General features: G+C 66.7%; 16 protein-coding genes. 11 read left to right on the top strand and 5 right to left on the bottom strand.

Annotated elements, in window-relative coordinates:
* The first annotated feature begins 342 nt into the window (after window positions 1-342).
* The 7 genes from MLE18_RS06935 to MLE18_RS06905 all read left to right on the top strand — a co-directional run bounded on the left by MLE18_RS06935 (window position 343) and on the right by MLE18_RS06905 (window position 7,798).
* A complete protein-coding gene (locus tag MLE18_RS06935; protein WP_243368639.1) occupies window positions 343-2,289 on the top strand; it encodes an NADH-quinone oxidoreductase subunit 5 family protein in 1,947 nt (648 codons plus the stop codon).
* Complete coding sequence (locus MLE18_RS06930; protein WP_243368637.1) at window positions 2,289-3,137, top strand: respiratory chain complex I subunit 1 family protein; 849 nt, start codon at window positions 2,289-2,291, stop codon at window positions 3,135-3,137. The genes MLE18_RS06935 and MLE18_RS06930 overlap by 1 nt, the downstream gene beginning before the upstream one ends.
* 30 nt (window positions 3,138-3,167) lie before the next feature.
* On the top strand, window positions 3,168-3,611 hold the full coding sequence (locus MLE18_RS06925; RefSeq protein WP_243368693.1) for an NADH-quinone oxidoreductase subunit B family protein: 444 nt from the start codon (window positions 3,168-3,170) through the stop codon (window positions 3,609-3,611).
* A 24-nt stretch (window positions 3,612-3,635) separates the two neighbouring features.
* Window positions 3,636-4,022, top strand: a complete 387-nt coding sequence (locus tag MLE18_RS06920; RefSeq protein ID WP_243368635.1) for an NADH-quinone oxidoreductase subunit C — start codon at window positions 3,636-3,638, stop codon at window positions 4,020-4,022.
* 3 nt (window positions 4,023-4,025) lie between these two features.
* Entirely contained in the window at window positions 4,026-5,099 is a 1,074-nt protein-coding gene (locus MLE18_RS06915; protein WP_243368633.1) for a hydrogenase large subunit, read from the top strand.
* A 15-nt stretch (window positions 5,100-5,114) separates the two neighbouring features.
* Entirely contained in the window at window positions 5,115-5,483 is a 369-nt protein-coding gene (locus tag MLE18_RS06910; protein WP_243368631.1) for a 4Fe-4S binding protein, read from the top strand.
* 173 nt (window positions 5,484-5,656) lie between these two features.
* Window positions 5,657-7,798 carry a methyl-accepting chemotaxis protein gene (locus tag MLE18_RS06905; protein WP_243368629.1) on the top strand — a complete coding sequence of 714 codons (2,142 nt, stop codon included), beginning with the start codon at window positions 5,657-5,659 and terminating at the stop codon, window positions 7,796-7,798.
* Window positions 7,799-7,828: 30 nt separating this feature from the next.
* On the opposite strand, the gene MLE18_RS06900 is transcribed toward MLE18_RS06905, so the two are convergent.
* From MLE18_RS06900 to MLE18_RS06880, 5 genes are all read right to left on the bottom strand, one after another.
* The gene (locus MLE18_RS06900) at window positions 7,829-8,713 is read right to left on the bottom strand and encodes a tetratricopeptide repeat protein (RefSeq protein WP_243368627.1); all 885 of its coding nucleotides are present in this window, start codon (window positions 8,711-8,713) and stop codon (window positions 7,829-7,831) included.
* On the bottom strand, window positions 8,692-9,861 hold the full coding sequence (locus MLE18_RS06895; RefSeq protein WP_243368624.1) for a GNAT family N-acetyltransferase: 1,170 nt from the start codon (window positions 9,859-9,861) through the stop codon (window positions 8,692-8,694). Before MLE18_RS06895 ends, MLE18_RS06900 begins: the two co-directional genes overlap by 22 nt.
* Before the next feature lie 48 nt (window positions 9,862-9,909).
* A complete protein-coding gene (locus tag MLE18_RS06890; protein WP_243368621.1) occupies window positions 9,910-10,266 on the bottom strand; it encodes a hypothetical protein in 357 nt (118 codons plus the stop codon).
* Window positions 10,267-10,407: 141 nt separating this feature from the next.
* Complete coding sequence (locus MLE18_RS18095) at window positions 10,408-11,967, bottom strand: AlbA family DNA-binding domain-containing protein (protein ID WP_243368619.1); 1,560 nt, start codon at window positions 11,965-11,967, stop codon at window positions 10,408-10,410.
* 154 nt (window positions 11,968-12,121) lie between these two features.
* On the bottom strand, window positions 12,122-12,265 hold the full coding sequence (locus MLE18_RS06880) for a hypothetical protein (RefSeq protein ID WP_243368617.1): 144 nt from the start codon (window positions 12,263-12,265) through the stop codon (window positions 12,122-12,124).
* Between the two features lie 102 nt (window positions 12,266-12,367).
* On the opposite strand from MLE18_RS06880, the gene cbiR reads away from it, so the two are divergent.
* From cbiR to MLE18_RS06860, 4 genes are read left to right on the top strand one after another with little or no spacing between them, the layout of a single operon-like run.
* Window positions 12,368-13,132, top strand: coding sequence for a cobamide remodeling phosphodiesterase CbiR (gene cbiR / locus MLE18_RS06875; protein WP_243368615.1), 765 nt, complete (start codon window positions 12,368-12,370; stop codon window positions 13,130-13,132).
* Window positions 13,129-13,635 (top strand): bifunctional adenosylcobinamide kinase/adenosylcobinamide-phosphate guanylyltransferase, encoded by a 507-nt coding sequence (locus MLE18_RS06870; protein ID WP_243368613.1) that lies wholly within the window; start codon window positions 13,129-13,131, stop codon window positions 13,633-13,635. Before cbiR ends, MLE18_RS06870 begins: the two co-directional genes overlap by 4 nt.
* A gap of 7 nt (window positions 13,636-13,642) precedes the next feature.
* Window positions 13,643-14,695 carry a DHH family phosphoesterase gene (locus MLE18_RS06865; protein WP_243368611.1) on the top strand — a complete coding sequence of 351 codons (1,053 nt, stop codon included), beginning with the start codon at window positions 13,643-13,645 and terminating at the stop codon, window positions 14,693-14,695.
* Complete coding sequence (locus MLE18_RS06860; protein ID WP_243368609.1) at window positions 14,692-15,696, top strand: HD-GYP domain-containing protein; 1,005 nt, start codon at window positions 14,692-14,694, stop codon at window positions 15,694-15,696. The genes MLE18_RS06865 and MLE18_RS06860 overlap by 4 nt, the downstream gene beginning before the upstream one ends.
* Window positions 15,697-15,767: the final 71 nt, after the last annotated feature.

Below are 15,767 nucleotides of genomic sequence, written 5' to 3'. Positions count from 1 at the left end.
GAACTTCTTCATTGTGTCATTCTGACACGGAAAAATCCGCCGCCGTTTACCGAGGAAATCTTACCGTTCACCGGGCGATTGCGACCGCTTATGCCGGGCCGTAAAAACAATTCGCCAGCGGGGGGCGCGAAAAGGGCGTGCGGCCTGGAAATCCGGTCCGGCTTGACCGGAATGTTCCAATTCCTTAAGACTTACGCCCAATATCAAAATCCAGACTCGGGAGTTGACGGCCGGCCGGGGGGCCGGCGGTGTATCATAACGCACATCGTGGGAGGTGGAGGAAAAGGCGCAGAGATTTCGAGGCGAGGAGACTGACTCGACACAACCTAACGTGAGGTGAATATGGACATCTTGGTTTTCGCGACCGTGGTGCTCCCGTTCCTGGCAGCAATCGCTCTCTTGCTGCTTCGGGACAAGGGCTCCAGAGGCCTGATCGTGGTCGGAACCGCGGTGGTCCTGGCCGCGGCGTCCCTGGCCCTGGTCGGGCAGGGCGCGTTCGAGTACGCACCCAAAAGCATCCTGGGCATCAGCCTGGACGGTTTGATTACGCTGCTCGACTTCGCCCTGTTGTTCGTCATCCTGGTCATCGCCATGACCAAGCTCAAGAACCCTCTGGTCGCCGCTCTCACAGCGATCCAGATCGTCGGGCTCATCTATCTTGAATTCTTCATGATGGACCACGGCGCGGCCAAGGCCGCCCCCGCCATGTTCGCCGACAGCCTGTCGATGATCATGGTGCTGGTCATCTCCATCGTGGGCTCGCTCATTTGCGTGTACGCCCTGGGCTACATGCCCGCCCACGAGGATCACCTCCACCTCGCCCGCACGAAGCAGCCCCGCTTCTTCTTCTACCTCGTGGCCTTCCTCGGCGCCATGAACGGCCTGGTCCTGGCCAACAGCCTGATGTGGCTCTACTTCTTCTGGGAAGTGACGACCTTCTGCTCCTTCATGCTCATCTCCCATGACGGGGACGAGACCTCCGTGAAGAACGCCACCCGCGCCCTGTGGATGAACATGACCGGCGGCGTGGCCTTCGTCTTCGCGCTGATCTTCCTGCAGAAGACCGGCACCGGCCTCTACCTGAGCGAGCTGCTCAAGCCCGGGTTCTCCGCCGCGGGCGCGGCCGCACTGATCCCGCTGTTCATGCTCTGCTACGCGGGCATCACCAAGTCGGCCCAGGTGCCGTTCCAGAGCTGGCTGACGGGCGCCATGGTCGCCCCCACGCCCGTCTCCGCGCTGCTGCACTCCTCCACCATGGTCAAGGCGGGCGTGTACCTGGTGCTGCGCCTGGCCCCGGCCTACTCGGGCACCATGCTCTCGGGCACGCTGGCCATGTTCGGCGCCTTCACCTTCCTGACCACTTCGGCCCTGGCCGTGGGGCAGTCCAACGCCAAGAAAGTGCTGGCCTACTCCACCATCGCCAACCTGGGCCTGATCATCGCCTGCGCGGGCATCAACACCCCGGCGGCCATCACCGCGGCCATCGTGATCATCATCTTCCACGCGGTGTCCAAGGCGCTCATGTTCCTGTGCGTGGGCACCATCGAGCAGAAGATCCACTCCCGCGACCTGGAGAACATGCGCGGCCTGTACATGATCATGCCCAAGACCACCATCGTGGCCCTGATCGGCGTCGTGACCATGCTGCTGCCCCCCTTCGGCGTGCTGATGGGCAAGTGGATGGCCATCGAAAGCGCGGCCGCCATGAAGTACATGCCCGTGACCGTGATGCTCGCCCTGGGCTCCGGCCTGACCGTGATGTTCTGGGCGCGCTGGGCCGGCATCCTGCTCTCCACCCCGTACCCCAAGGGCATCCCGGCCGAACCGCAGCCCGGCACCGTTCGCGGTCCCCTGGTGCTGCTGGCCGCCGGCGCCGTTCTGCTCTCGCTGTTCGTGCCCTTCCTCTACGGCGGGCTGATCGAACCCGCGGTGCGCAGCTCCCACAAGGCCGCGGGCTTCGTGCTCGACGCCTTCAACTTCGTGAACCAGCAGGGCGTGTTCTACATCTACCCCCTGTTCCTGGTGCTGGGCGTGGGCTTCTACTTCGCCTGGAAGCAGGCCCGCAAGGTTGAAGCCGCCGATTGCGTGGGCCCCTACCTCTGCGGCGCCCAGTCCACCGGCGACGACAAGGCCTTCGTGAGCACGGCGGGAGCCAACGTTGGCTACCAGGCCTCCAACTTCTACCTGACCTGGCTCTTCGGCGAGGAACGCCTCACCGGGCCGATCAACATGGTCTCCGGCGTGCTGCTCGCGGTCATGCTGGGCCTTCTGCTGGGAGGGGTGATCTAATGGGTAAGCTCCTGCTCGCCACCTTGGCGGTGTTCCTGGCCCCGATCGTGGGCGGCCTGATCGCCGGTATCGACCGCAAGATCACCGCCCGTCTGCAGTCGCGCTTCGGCCCCCCGATCCTGCAGCCATTCTACGACGTGTTCAAACTCCTGGGCAAAGCGCCCATGATGATGAACCCCTGGCAGATCCTCACCGTGTGGGTCTACCTGCTCAGCTCCATGCTCACGGTGTTCCTGTTCTTCATGGGCTCCGACCTGCTGCTCATCTTCTTCGTGATGACCATCGGCGCGGTGTTCTTCGTCATGGGCGCGCTCTCCACCCAGTCGCCCTACGCCCAGGTGGGCGCCCAGCGCGAGCTGATCACCATGCTCACCTATGAGCCGCTGATCATCCTGGTGTTCGTGTCCATCGCCATGGTCACGGGCAGCTTCAAGGTCAGCGAGGTGTTCGCCTACGGCAAGCCGCTGCTCTATCAGCTGCCGCTGATGTTCATCGTGCTCGGCTATGCGCTGACGATCAAGCTGCGCAAGTCGCCCTTCGACATCTCCGCCTGCCACCATGCCCACCAGGAGCTGGTTCGCGGCGTGCTGACGGAGTATTCCGGGCCCCAGCTGGCCATCATCGAGATCGCCCACTGGTACGACGTGGTGTTCATCCTCGGCCTGGTCGGCCTGTTCTGGGCCACGAGCGCCCCGGGCATGATCATCCTGCTCGTGGTCACGTACTTCGCCGAGTTGGTCATCGACAACGTCACCGCCCGCATGACCTGGAAGTGGATGCTCCAGAGCGTGTGGTGCTGGGGGCTGGCCCTGTCGGTGCTGAACCTCCTCTGGCTGTACGCCGGCTAATCCTTCGTCACCGGGAGAATATCCATGAGCATGCTCAAAGACTGGATCAACAAGGGCCGGCTGAAGTCGCCCTGGGTCGTTCATTTCGACTGCGGCTCCTGCAACGGCTGCGACATCGAAGTGTTGGCCTGCCTCACCCCCATCTACGACGTGGAGCGCTTCGGCATCCTCAACATCGGCGACCCCAAGCACGCCGACGTTCTGCTGGTCACCGGCACGGTGAACCACCGCAACAAGCACGTGCTCAAGAACATCTACGACCAGATGCCCGAGCCCAAGGCCGTCATCGCCATGGGCGCGTGCGGGCTGACCGGCGGCGTGTTCCGCGAGGCCTACAACGTGGTCGGCGGCGTGGACAAGGTGCTGCCCGTGGACGTGTACGTCCGCGGCTGCCCCCCCAAGCCCGAGGCCATCATCGACGGCGTTGTCCTTGCCCTGGAGAAGGTCAAGGCAAAGCTGGAAGCAGCCGGCTAACCGCAGCCCAGAGAGGTATCGAACATGCTTGCCAACGAACAGGCCGTCACGGTGGACACCCTGATCCCCGAGTGCCAGACCCGCTTCGACGCGGGACTGCGCCTCGTGGGCATCTCCGCGGTGGAAATCAAGACCGACTCCACCTTCGACGTGCTGTATCACTTCGACAAGGATCTCCAGGTCTCGCACCTGCGCCTCAACGTTCCCAAGGCCGATCCCGTGCCCTCCATCTCAGGGGTGTACTTCGCGGCGCTGCTGGCGGAGAACGAGATCAAGGACCAGTTCGGCGTCAACTTCCAAAACATCGTCATCGACTTCGGCTGTACGCTCTACCTGGAGCCCGAAGTGGTGAAGAGCCCGTTCTGCACCTTTACTTTCGCCAAGAAAGAAAAGGTCAAGGAGGAGGCCTAGCCCATGCGCACTATACTTCCCTTCGGTCCCCAGCATCCGGTGCTGCCCGAGCCCATCCATCTGAAACTGGTGGTGGAAGAGGAAAAGGTGGTCGAGGCTCTCCCCAACCTGGGCTACGTGCACCGCGGCCTGGAGAAGCTCACCGACATCCGCGACTACAACCAGATGGTCAACATCGTTGAGCGGGTCTGCGGCATCTGCTCCTGCATCCACGCGCTGAACTTCTGCGAGGCCGTGGAGGAGATGATGAAGATCGAGGTGCCCCAGCGCGCGCACTTCCTGCGCGTGATGTGGTCCGAGATCCATCGTATCCACTCGCACCTCCTCTGGCTGGGCCTCTTCGCCGACGGCTTCGGCTTCGAGTCCCTGTTCATGCAGCTGTGGCGCATCCGCGAGCGCTCCATGGACCTGATGGAAGCCACCGCGGGGAACCGCGTGGTCATCTCCACCAACATCGTGGGCGGCGTCCGCAAGGACATCACCGGCGAGCAGAAGACCTGGATCCTTGCCGAAATCGACAAGATCGAGGCCGAAGTGCGTCAGCTGGAGAAGACCCTGCTGAACGACTACACCGTGAAGAGCCGCTGCTGCGGCAAGGGCGTGCTCACCAAGGAGCAGGCTCATCAGCTGGGCGCCGTGGGCCCCATGCTGCGCGGCTCCGGCTGGGCGCAGGACGTGCGCATGACCGGCTACGCCGCCTACGGGCAGCTCGACTTCGAGCCCGTGGTGGAGCACGACGGCGACTCCTACGCCCGCTGCGTGGTGCGCTTCCGCGAGGTCTACACCTCCTGCGACCTGGTGCGCCAGGTCCTGGCCAAGCTGCCCGACGGCGAGCTGGCCGCCAAGTTCAAGGCCAAGCCCGAGGGCGAGGTCTGGCGCCGCGTGGAGCAGCCCCGCGGCGAGCTCTTCTATTACATCAAGGGTAACGGTTCGAAGTTCCTGGAGCGGGTCAGGATCCGCACTCCGACATTCGCCAACATCCCGCCGCTTCTGGCCATGCTGCCGGGGTGCGATCTGGCCGACGTGCCGATCATCGTGCTGTCAATCGACCCGTGCATCTCCTGCACCGAGCGCTAAGAAGGAGCCCGAGCCATGTTCGAAATGACGCGAAACGTGCTGAAGAACCTCATGGGGAAATCCTCCACGAGGCTCTACCCCTTCGTAACCCGGGAGCCCTTCGAGCGCTTCAGGGGCACCCTGGACATCAACGTGGAGGAGTGCATCTTCTGCTCCACCTGCGCCAAGAAGTGCCCCAGCCAGTGCATCACGGTGGACGTGAAGAACCGCACCTGGACCTGCGACTCCTTCGCCTGCGTGTACTGCGCCGTGTGCGTCGAGAGCTGCCCGACCCAGTGCATGACCATGTACCCCGTGACCAAGCCCGCCGCCGGCGAGAAGAGCATGATCTTCTACCAGGGCGCGGCCAAGATCAAAAAGCCCAAGGCCGAGAAGCAGGCTTAAAGGGCCTACACCCTGCAAAGAAAGCCGCTCCGGGAAACCGGGGCGGCTTTTCGCGTCATTGGGAATTGCAAAATATCCCCTCGACAAGCCGGGCGTTGACAGTGCCCATGGGACATGGAAAACGGTGCCGATACGTTCAAAAGGTGAGCTGTACCGGCCTGAAGGAAGTGTCCATGTTCGTTGACGTACGCATCAAGACGAAGCTGCTTGTTCTGTTGCTCTTGCCCCTCGCTGTCATGTCGGCCTTTTCGGGCGCAGTCACCTATGAAAGATACCGCACCGCCCGCTCGGTGGACCAGCTCTCGTCCATGATGGACGTGCTGGTGACCATCGGCGGGCTGGCCCACGAGCTCCAGAAGGAGCGCGGCATGTCCTCGGGGTTCGTGGGCAGCAAGGGCGCCAATTTCGGTCCCGAGCTGTCGGCGCAGCGCAAGCTCAGCAACGAGGCGCAGGGACGCTTCGAATCCGCATTGGCAAGGTTCGAGGCCGGGCATCCGCAGGCCGGGCTCGGCGCCGCGCTGGCTTCGGCCGTGAGCGGCCTGCGCGGACTGGGCGATCTGCGGCGCAAGGTGGATGGCCTGGAGCTGGCCCCGCCGGCCCTGATCGCGTCCTACACGGGATTGATCGCCGCCAGCCTGGACGGCGCCCTGCCCATGCTCAAACGCTGCGACGACGGGCGGCTCTACGGCCAGGCCATGGCCTATCTGGCCCTGTTGCGCGGCAAGGAGTTCGCCGGTCAGGAGCGGGCCACCCTCAACGGCGCGCTGAGCGCCGGGACCTTCGGCAAGGAATTGTACAAAGGCTGGATCAGCCGCATGGCCGGACAGGAGGAGTATCTCGGCCTGTTCCTGGCTCTGGCGGACCCAGCCGTGGTCGAGGCCTATCGGACCAAGGCGCTGCCGGCGCTGCCCCCGGTGGAGGGTTTCCGCAAGGCCGCGCTGGAAAGCGCGGACAAGCCCAAGCTCGAAGGCGACCCCAAGGCCTGGTTCGCTGCCTCCACGGCGCGCATCGACGCCTTGCTTGAGGTGGAAACGGCAGCCGCCCGCAATCTGGCCGGGCTCGGCGCGGAGCTGTTGCGGGAGGCGCGCGCGGGCCTTCTGCTGAGCCTCGCGCTCTGGGTCGTGGCCTCCGGGCTCAGCCTGGGCGTGGGCTGGCTCATCATGCGCGACATCACTTCCACCCTGGGCCGGGTGGTGGATTTCGCCGGCGAGGTTGCCTCGGGTGCGCTGGACCGGAAGCTGGAGATAGCCAGGAAGGACGAACTCGGGGTGCTGGCCTCCTCATTGGGCAGGATGGTCGTGGCCCTCAAGGAGCAGATCGGGGCGGCCCAGGCGGCCATGGACAAGGCCGCGCGTGAGGCGGCCCTGGCCACCGAGGCCGCGCGCAGGGCCGAAGAGGCCACCGCGGAGGCCGAGAGGGCCAAGGCCGAGGGCATGGCCGTGGCGGCGCAGCGCCTTGAGGGCGTGGTCAACGAGGTCACCGCCGCCACGCGGCAGCTCTCCGCCCAGGCCATCCAGACGGGGCGCTCCGCGCAGGTGCAGGCACGGCGCATCGGCGAGACGGCCGCGGCCATGGGCCAGATGAGCGCCACCGTGCTGGAGGTGGCCCAGAGCGCCTCCTCCGCTGCGGCGTCCTCCGACAGGGCCCGCGAAGAGGCCGAGAACGGGGCCAGGGCCGTTGACGAGGTGGTGGAGAGCATCGCCAAGGCCAACGCCGACTCTCTGGAGCTCAAGCAGCGCATGGCCGAACTTGGCGCACGGGCGGGCGAGATCGGCTCCATCATGGGAGTCATCTCGGACATCGCGGACCAGACCAACCTGCTGGCCCTCAACGCCGCAATCGAGGCGGCCCGCGCGGGCGAGGCGGGCAGGGGCTTCGCGGTGGTGGCCGACGAGGTGCGCAAGCTGGCGGAGAAGACCATGAACGCCACCCGGCAGGTGGAGCAGACCATCCAGGGCGTGCTGCAGGGCACCGAGGCCAGCGTGCAGGGCGTGGGCAAGGCCGTTGAGCGCATCCAGGAGGCCACGGAGTTGGCCGGACGGTCCGGGGCCGCGCTTGCGGCTATCGTGGGCTTCGTCTCCCAGGCCAGCCAGGGCGTCACCTCCATCGCCACGGCGGCCGAGGAGCAATCCGCCGCCGGGGAGGAGATCAACCGCGCCCTCGGCGACATCAACGAGCAATCTTCAGAAACCGCCCAGTCCGCCCATGAGGCGGCCCAGGCCGTGGAGGCGCTGGCGGCCCAGGCCGAGGCGCTCAAGGCGGTCATCGACGAGCTATCCGGCAACGGCGGCGGGCGGCGGGCCCTGGCGGCCTAGCCCGCCTGGGGCGCCCGCCCGCAAAGACAACTACTTCCCCTTGCCGCCTTTGCCGGCGAGGGCGGCAAGCCCGTCGCGGGCCTGCTGATCCTGCGGGTCGTAGCCCAGCACGCCGCGCCAGAGGTGCTCGGCTTCTTCGCGCTTGCCCTCCGCAAGGGCCTTCCGGGCCTGATTCCCCAGAACCGTGACCACGGCCAGCCGCGCCGCGCCGCTCTGCGGCTCGAAGGCCAGGGCCTGGCGCCAGGCGTTGAGCGCCAGGTTGTCCATGCCCAGGCGCAGATAGGCCCGGCCCGCCAGAACGAGGCCCTGGGTGTTGCGCGCGTCCAGGTCAAGGGCGCGCTCCAACTCCAGGCGGGCATTCACGGGCAGGCCCATGGCCAGAAACGTCTCGCCCAGGGCGAAGTGCAGGGCTGCGTCGTCACCGGCGGCCTCCTGGGCCTTGGCCAGCAGCGGGGCTGCCTGGCGCCCGCGCTCCTGGGCCAGCAGGCTGGAGGCCGCGCCCAGCTGGGCCCAGCCGTTCTGCGGGTCCAGGGATGCGGCGCGGGAATAGGCGGCCAGGGCCGTGGCCGGGAAGCCCAAAGCCAGCTTGACGTGGCCCAGCCAGATCAGGGCGAGCACGTTGTCCGGGTCGGCCTCCAGCACGGCCTTCAGGCCGTCCTCCGCAGCGTCCAGTCCTCCCATGAGCGCGTCCAGTTGCGCCAGGCGCACCAGGGCGTAGCTGTCCATCGGGGCAATCCGCAGGGCCGACTGCACGCTGCGCCGGGCCTCGGCCATGTTGCCGCGCGCCTGCCACTCCTGCGACATGAACAGCTCGTCCAGCGCGGTCTGCGCCCGGGCCGGGCTGGTGCCCGCAAGCAGCAGCGCCGGGAGGGCCAGCGCCGCCAGCAGGGCGTTCAGGGCCTTTTGAAGGGACACATGGCCTCCAGGTGTTGGATGTGCTCGTGGGCGATGGCGTTGAGCTGCGGGATGTGACGGGTGAACACCTTCGCGAGCACGGGGTCGATGTAGCGGTGCATGCTGCGCGTGGTCAGGGAGCTGAACCCCCGGCGCGGCTTGTGCTCGCCGCCCATGCCGGGGTCGTAGCTGGCGATGCGGCGGCGGATGGCCCATTCCATGGGCGCGTAATAGCACAGCTCGAAATGCAGGAAAGGTATTTCGCGGGCCGCGCCCCAGTAGCGGCCGTAGAGGGTGCCCTCGTCGTGAACCAGCAGGGCCAGCCCCACCGGGTCCTCGCGCCCGGGCTCGAAGGCCGCGCTGAAGGCCAGGCGCTCGCGGAAACAGCTCGAGAGGCCCAGGAAGAAGTCGCGGGTCAGGTACTTGCAGCCCCACTCCCCGAATTTGTCGTTGGTGTCCTCGTAGTAGTGGTGCATGAGCCCGAACCACTCCTCGGGGGCCTGCGTGCCGTCCACCACCTCCACCTTCACCCCGGAGTCGGCCAGGCGTTTGCGCTCCTTGCGGATGGTGGTGCGCGCCCCGCTACGCATGGTGGAGAGGAAATCCTCGAAACTCCCGTATCCCCGGTTCTCCCACAGGAAGCCCTGGTGCTCCCAGGCTGTCATGCCCCATTGTTCGAGCTGATCCCCGAAGTCGTCCTGGATGAAAAGCACGTGCAGCCCGCTGAAGTTGTTGGACTGGGCGAGCTGCAGCATCCCTGAAAGCATGGAGTGGCGCAGGGCGGCGCGGCGCGGGTAAGACGGCAAAGAAAGGAAACTGTAGCCCCGCACGGGGGTGAAGGGCGAGGCGGCCACCAGCTTGGGGTAGTAGTGGATGTCCAGCTGCCGGGCCAGGTCCGCCCAGAGTCGGTCGTACACGAACTCGCCCTCGCCGTGCCCCTTGGCGTAGAGCGGGGCCGCGCCCACCAGGCCGCTCTCGTCGCGCACGGCGCAGTGCAGGGGCAGCCAGCCCGTCTCCAGGCGCACGCTGCCGGAGCGCTCCAGGAGGTCCAGCCATTCCCAGCGCATGAAGGGGGTGCTTCCGGCGGCCATGGCGTTCCACTCCTGGGGCGAGAACGCTTGCATGGAGCGCTCCCAGGAGATGGTCACGGTGTCGTGGGGATGGCTCATGGCAGGGAAAAGCGCCGGGGCCGGATGGCCCCGGCGCGCGGGCAGAAGCTATTTAATGTTGGCCCAGGCCTGGTCGTCCTTGAGGAACAACTCGATCTCCACGGCCTTGCAGATGTCAACGTCCTTGATGGTGTAGCCGAGTTTGTTCACCACGGTGTAGCGCAGATCCCACATGCAGTTGCCGCGATCATGCGGGACGGCGATGTCGGTCCTGGTGCCGGGCTTGAGCTTGTATTTTTTCAGAAGGTTATTGCCGTACTGCTTGGTGCCGGTGGGAGCAAGGAAGATGCCCTTGATCTCCACGTCGGCGGCATTGACGAACACGATGCGTTTTTCCGCGGCGAAGGCCTGGACGGACGCCAACATGGCGACGAGCAGCACGGACAGGACGATGAACTTTCGCATGGTTTTCTCCGGTTCGGGTTCTGGGGCGGCGTCCGCGCCCCGGGGGCTGCGCCTCACATCGCCCCGTCCCCGCGCATCCGCAGGGAGGAGCCGTATCCGACAACTAGCGTTTCTTGCGGCCCGTGTCCAATGCCTCGCGTCTCATCGGGGGCCTTCCTTGCGCAGCACGCGGCGGTGGAACTCCGAGATGGAGAGCCTGCGGCTGGAGGGCCCAGCGCGCACGTAGAACTCCTCCTCCTTGGTGCCCTTGAGGAAAACGGGCTCCTCCGAGGGGGAGCATTCGATCAGCAGCACCTGGGCATCCCCCACGCTGCGCAGGGCGAAGCGCACCAGGCGCATGAACTCGGTGCCGATATGCTGGGCGAAAAGTGCGCAGAAGTGGCGCAGCAGGTGGTCGTCGTTCTCGAATCCGTCGGGCTGCAGGCCCAGCACCTGGCCCTGGTCGTCAACGCCCACGGCCAGGATGCCGCCGTCGGTGTTCATGTAGGCCGCCAGGGTTTTCATGCAGGCCAGCTCGATCTCCTTGCCGAACTTGCCCGAGGCGAGGTTGAGGCGCAGGGAGGACTTGAACTCCAGGCGCTCGCTCTCGCCCTCGGCCAGCAGCTTGAGCACATCGGCCTCGGTATCGAAGAAGGGGCCGGGAGCCGCGCGCCCGCGCCGCCGAAGCTGAACGCCCAGCAGCACCAGCAGCACCAGCACCAGGATCACGCCGCCGCCCAGCAGCAGGGGCGCGCGGTTGTCCGCCAGGATGAGGGAGAGCAGGGCCTCCTGCGAGACCGCCAGCCCGGCCGACGCCGAGTACGCCGCATCGGACACGGGCTGCAGGGAGGCCCACCAGGTCGCGCCCCCGGCCTGGAAGCTGAAGGCCTCGCCCCCGGGCTTGTCCTGGGCCAGCCAGGCGTTCATGGCTCCGGCGCGGGCCTTGTCCTCGACTTGCTGCCTGGGCACGAACAGCGGCCCCGGGACGGGGTCATGCCCGTTGCGGTCCAGGTCCAGCAGGAGGCCTTCGGGGGTGAAGAGCAGGGGGCGGACGTCCTGCAGGTGCTGCTCCCCGCTGAGGGCTTCGCGCAGCCGCTCCACGGTGAAACTGAAGCAGAATTCCTGGGATGCGTCCCCGTCCGGACCGGCGGGCGCGGCCACGCTCACGGCGGAGCGGCCCGCGCCGGGCAGGGGGTGCACGCCGGTCCAGGCTGGCCAGGAGCGAGGCTCGCGGCGGGAGGCGCGCTCGACCTCCGCGGCCATGGAGGCCAAGGTCGCGTCCGATATGTCGGCCCGCCCGGCGGGGCGCATGTCCTTGTCCAGGTGCAGGCGCTTGCCTTGCGGCTCCTCCTGCCCCGGGCGCACGTAGACGGCGAAGCCCTGCGGCAGGCGCGCGGCCAGGGCCACCACGCCCCGCTGGTCCAGCAGGGTGGCCGCGTCCACGGATGCTTCGTTGGTCAGCGTGGAGAGCACCAGCATCTCGGGGCTGTCGGGAGCCAGACCCCTGGTCTGGGACTGGCCGAGCAGCCTGCTGGTCAGGCTGAGGGACGTGAGCGCGGGCACCAGGTGCGCGCTCAGGCGGTCGCGCACGCCCCGGCTCTCGGATTCCACGATCTGGGCGTAAAACATCCTGGAGACCCGGGCGAATTCCAGGGACGCCAGGGCGGCAACCACTGCCACCAGCAGTATGATGATCGCAAGCGTCGCGCGCGGGCTCTTCACGGGGCGTCCTTGGTCGGGGAATGGGCGGGCATGGTCAACCCCGCCCGGGAGATGGGTACAGGGCGGTGTGGCGAAACACAACCGCTAAACGCCCGGCAGGTGCGGGCGGGTGAGCGTAACCGGTGAAAAGGGCGGGGATGCGGGGGGCTTGCGTTCAGGGCAGCAGAGGGAATAGGAAGCGTTCGTAGGCGCGGCACACTCTCTTGGCCACTGGCCCAGGCAGCCCGAAATCCTTCAGGCGGCAATAGACGTGCAGCGGATTGAAGACGTGCTGGATGGCGTTGCGGAAACGAACCACTCCTCGGTGCCTCCTACGAAAATAAAAACGCATAACCTGCTGCAAATGTTTGACAAGTTGAAACCAGTCAAAGACATGCATTTGTAACAAGCAGCCCAGGGCATGACAAGCGAAAACATTCCTCCCACAGGGGTTCCCTCCCGCAAGCTGGCGGCCACCAGCTGGCTCTGGCCAACCACCCTGGCCGACAACCTGTCGCGCATCGGCGCCTGGAATCTGCCCGTGCGCCAGGCTGCGCTGCTCTTCTATCAGAGCGCGCTATCCCTGGCCTACACCCAGGACGACATCCCGCCCGTCCCCGGCCTGGAATCCCATGTGCATCTGCCCGTTGACCTGCCCTGGAAGCGCGGGGCAGCGGCCGTGTACGCCGTCATCTCCCGCCTGATGGAGCTAGCCGGGAACCTCTCGCCCTGGGGCGGCGTTCTGCACCCGCCCGAAGCCCCCGGGCTTCTTGAGAGCGTGGCCGCGCTCTGGCGGGAGGCCGCGCCGGGTTGGCGGCTCCTGGTGGAGAACGTGCCGGGCCAGGGGCTCAGGCGGCACTGGCCGGTGATCCAGTCCCTGGAGCTGCCCGTGTGCCTTGACGTGGGGCACATGATGGCCTTCGGGCAAACCTGGCTGCCGGGCCTGCCGGGGCTGTGGGAGCGGGTGGAGCTGCTGCACTGCTACGCCCCCGGCACCGAGACGGGCAAACACAGCCACCTGGCCCTGGACAGGCTCACCCCCGGGCAGGAGGACGAACTGCGCGCCGTTTTCGAGGCCCTGCCCGCGAAAACACCAGTGCTTTTTGAAGTTTTTTCGGAAGAGGACTTGCGCGCCAGCCTGGAAAAATTCTACGGTCTGCACCACGAGTGGGGGACTGCCCCATGATCCGGCTGGTGCTTGGCGGCGAGAAATCGGGCAAATCCGACATGGCTTACGGCCTGTTTCTGGAGGCGCCCGGGCCGGGCGTGATCCTGGCCATGGGCCGGGCCCGCGACGAGGGCTTCCGCCGCCAGATCCTGGCGCACCGCCAGTCCCGCGACCCCGGGCTGCCCGTGCTCGAACCCGGGCTGGAGCTGGGCGCGGCCTTGCGGGACGCCTCGGTCAGGGGCCTCAAGGTGCTGGTGGACAGCCTGGACTTCTGGGTGTTCGCCTGCCTGGAGGACGGACGGGACCGCTCTGAGGAGCTGGCCCTGGCCCTGGAGGGCTTCCGTGGGGCGGACGCCCCGCACTGCCTGCTGGTGAGCTGCGAGGTGGGCCTTGGCCCGGTGGCCGCCACCTCTCTGGTGCGCCGCTTCTCCAGGGCGCAGGGCGCGCTCAACCAGCGGCTGGCCGCCCTGGCGGACGAAGTGCGCCTGTGCGTGGCCGGGCTGCCCATGAGGCTCAAGTGAGAGGGACATGGCGATCTTCAGAGTGCTAACCGAAAAGCTGGCCGGGCTCACGGGCCTGATGCGCCCGCAGCAGCGCTGGCTGATCGTCATCAACGCCGATCCCGACGCCATCGGCAGCGCCATGGCCCTGCGCCAGATCATCCGCAGCCGCGGCGCCCAGGCCGACATCGCCCACATCAACGAGATATCCCGCCCCGACAACCTGACCATGATCCACAGCCTGCGCATCCCCCTGGCCAGGCTGACCCCGGGCATGACCGGGCTCTACCAGCACTTCGCCATGGTGGACTCCCAACCGCACCACTGCACCGAGTTCCCGGCCCTGGTTTATGACGTGGTCCTGGACCATCACCCCCTGGACCTCAGGCACCCCGTGCAGGCCAAGTTCTCGGAGATTCGCCCGGATTACGGCTCCTGCAGCGCGCTGCTCACGGAGTACCTCTACAACCTGGGCATCGTCCCGGGGAAGCTCCTGGCCACGGCCATGCTCTACGCCATCAAGACCGACACCATGACCTTCGAGCGCCATTTCTGCGATGTGGACGTGAAGGCCTTCAGCTATCTCTCGAAATACGCTGACAAAATGCTCCTGCGGCGCATCGTGCACTCGGACTTCCACCGCCGCTGGCTGAAGTTCTTCTCCCGGGCCTTCGCCAGGGCGCGCTACATCGGGCGGGAGGGCTTTCTGGCCTATGTGGGCAAGGTGGACAACCCCGACGTGCTGGTGGTGCTGGCCGACTTCTTTCTGCGCGTGCACGGCCTCTCCTGGGACTGCATCGCGGGCCAGTACGGCGACAAGCTGGTGGCCGTGATGCGCTCCGACGGCCTGCGCCGCGACATGGGCAAGAAAGCCCAGGCCTGGTTCGGGGATTACGGCAGCGCGGGAGGGCACATGATGGCGGGCCGGGCCGAGATGGACATTGCCCGGCTGGACGGGCGCGACCCGGAGCAGTTCCTGCTGTCGCGCCTCACCGGGCGCGCCAATCAGGCGGGAGCGGGCCACCGGGCGGCGAGGGAGCATCCGGCCCAGCCGCAGACCGAGGGGAGGCCGGCGCAATGAGCCCGGTCCACAAGCCAACCCCGAAGCCGAGCGGCGTCTCCCAGCGGGGGGAGGACTATTTCCCCATCCAGCCCAACACCATCCTGCCCGGCACGGAGGGCATGTTCGACCTCTACCTCCAGCGCGCCGGAGGCTTCGTGCTCTACGCCCGCAAGGGCGAGATATTCAGCGTGGAGCCCAAGCTCAAGCAGGCCCTGGATCTCACGGCCTTCTACATCCGCGTGGATCAGCGCTTCGACTACGAGTCCTACCTGGCCAGGAACCTTGGCGCGGTGCTGCTCAACCCCGACATCCCCGTGGAGGAGCGCTCCCGCCTGTTCTACCAGATCTCCTCGGGCATCATGAAGCAGAGCTTCACCGGGAAGCTGCCCCGCGGCCTGGACGAGAAGACCTACCAGGAGCTGCAGACGCTGGTGAAGCGCGGCCTGGCCTTCCTCTCCAAGCCGGGCACCCTGACCAGCCTGTCGGAGTTCCTCTCCCACAAGTACCACACCTACACGCACTCCCTGAACGTGATGGTGCTGACCATCGCGATGCTGCAATCCCTGCCGGACGTGGACCGCTCCATCCTGTTCGATGCGGGCCTGGGCGCGGCTCTGCACGACATCGGCAAGACCGAGATACCCGACAACGTGCTCAACAAGGCCGGGCCGCTCACCCAGGCGGAGTGGGAGATAGTGCGCACGCACCCCGTGCGGGCGTTGGGCATCTGCGCCACCATGCCGCTCAACCACGTGACCACCAACACCATCCTCTTCCACCACGAGCGCTGGGACGGCAAAGGCTACCCCGGGGGCATGTCCGGCGAGGGCATCCCGCTCACGGCGCGGGTGCTCGCGCTGTGCGACGCATACGACGCCCTGACCTCGGAGCGGCCCTACGCCAAGGCGCTCAACCCCTACAAGGCCCTGGCCGTCATGCGCGAGGAGATGCAGGGGGCCTTCGACCCGCAGCTCTACAAGCGTTTGGTCTTCGTGCTGGGCAACGCGCGCATCGTTTGACGCGGCCCTCTGCGTGAGGGGATGACGCTTGGATTGAGAGCGGGGCGCCGCCCCGCGCCCCGCCAGGGGGA

This window comes from Fundidesulfovibrio soli (assembly GCF_022808695.1).
Taxonomy (GTDB): Bacteria; Desulfobacterota; Desulfovibrionia; order Desulfovibrionales; family Desulfovibrionaceae; genus Fundidesulfovibrio; species Fundidesulfovibrio soli.
This window is presented reverse-complemented; position numbering and strand designations above follow the sequence as displayed.

What these genes read in the sequence shown, in the direction of transcription:
- MLE18_RS06925 (WP_243368693.1), top strand. Translation starts at nt 3,168, where the DNA reads ATGCTCAAAGACTGGATCAACAAGGGCCGGCTGAAGTCGCCCTGGGTC.
- MLE18_RS06915 (WP_243368633.1), top strand. Translation starts at nt 4,026, where the DNA reads ATGCGCACTATACTTCCCTTCGGTCCCCAGCATCCGGTGCTGCCCGAG.
- MLE18_RS06860 (WP_243368609.1), top strand. Translation starts at nt 14,692, where the DNA reads ATGAGCCCGGTCCACAAGCCAACCCCGAAGCCGAGCGGCGTCTCCCAG.
- cbiR (WP_243368615.1), top strand. Translation starts at nt 12,368, where the DNA reads ATGACAAGCGAAAACATTCCTCCCACAGGGGTTCCCTCCCGCAAGCTG.
- MLE18_RS06865 (WP_243368611.1), top strand. Translation starts at nt 13,643, where the DNA reads ATGGCGATCTTCAGAGTGCTAACCGAAAAGCTGGCCGGGCTCACGGGC.
- MLE18_RS06920 (WP_243368635.1), top strand. Translation starts at nt 3,636, where the DNA reads ATGCTTGCCAACGAACAGGCCGTCACGGTGGACACCCTGATCCCCGAG.
- MLE18_RS06930 (WP_243368637.1), top strand. Translation starts at nt 2,289, where the DNA reads ATGGGTAAGCTCCTGCTCGCCACCTTGGCGGTGTTCCTGGCCCCGATC.
- MLE18_RS06895 (WP_243368624.1), bottom strand. Translation starts at nt 9,861, where the DNA reads ATGAGCCATCCCCACGACACCGTGACCATCTCCTGGGAGCGCTCCATG.
- MLE18_RS06910 (WP_243368631.1), top strand. Translation starts at nt 5,115, where the DNA reads ATGTTCGAAATGACGCGAAACGTGCTGAAGAACCTCATGGGGAAATCC.
- MLE18_RS06935 (WP_243368639.1), top strand. Translation starts at nt 343, where the DNA reads ATGGACATCTTGGTTTTCGCGACCGTGGTGCTCCCGTTCCTGGCAGCA.
- MLE18_RS06870 (WP_243368613.1), top strand. Translation starts at nt 13,129, where the DNA reads ATGATCCGGCTGGTGCTTGGCGGCGAGAAATCGGGCAAATCCGACATG.
- MLE18_RS06905 (WP_243368629.1), top strand. Translation starts at nt 5,657, where the DNA reads ATGTTCGTTGACGTACGCATCAAGACGAAGCTGCTTGTTCTGTTGCTC.
- MLE18_RS06890 (WP_243368621.1), bottom strand. Translation starts at nt 10,266, where the DNA reads ATGCGAAAGTTCATCGTCCTGTCCGTGCTGCTCGTCGCCATGTTGGCG.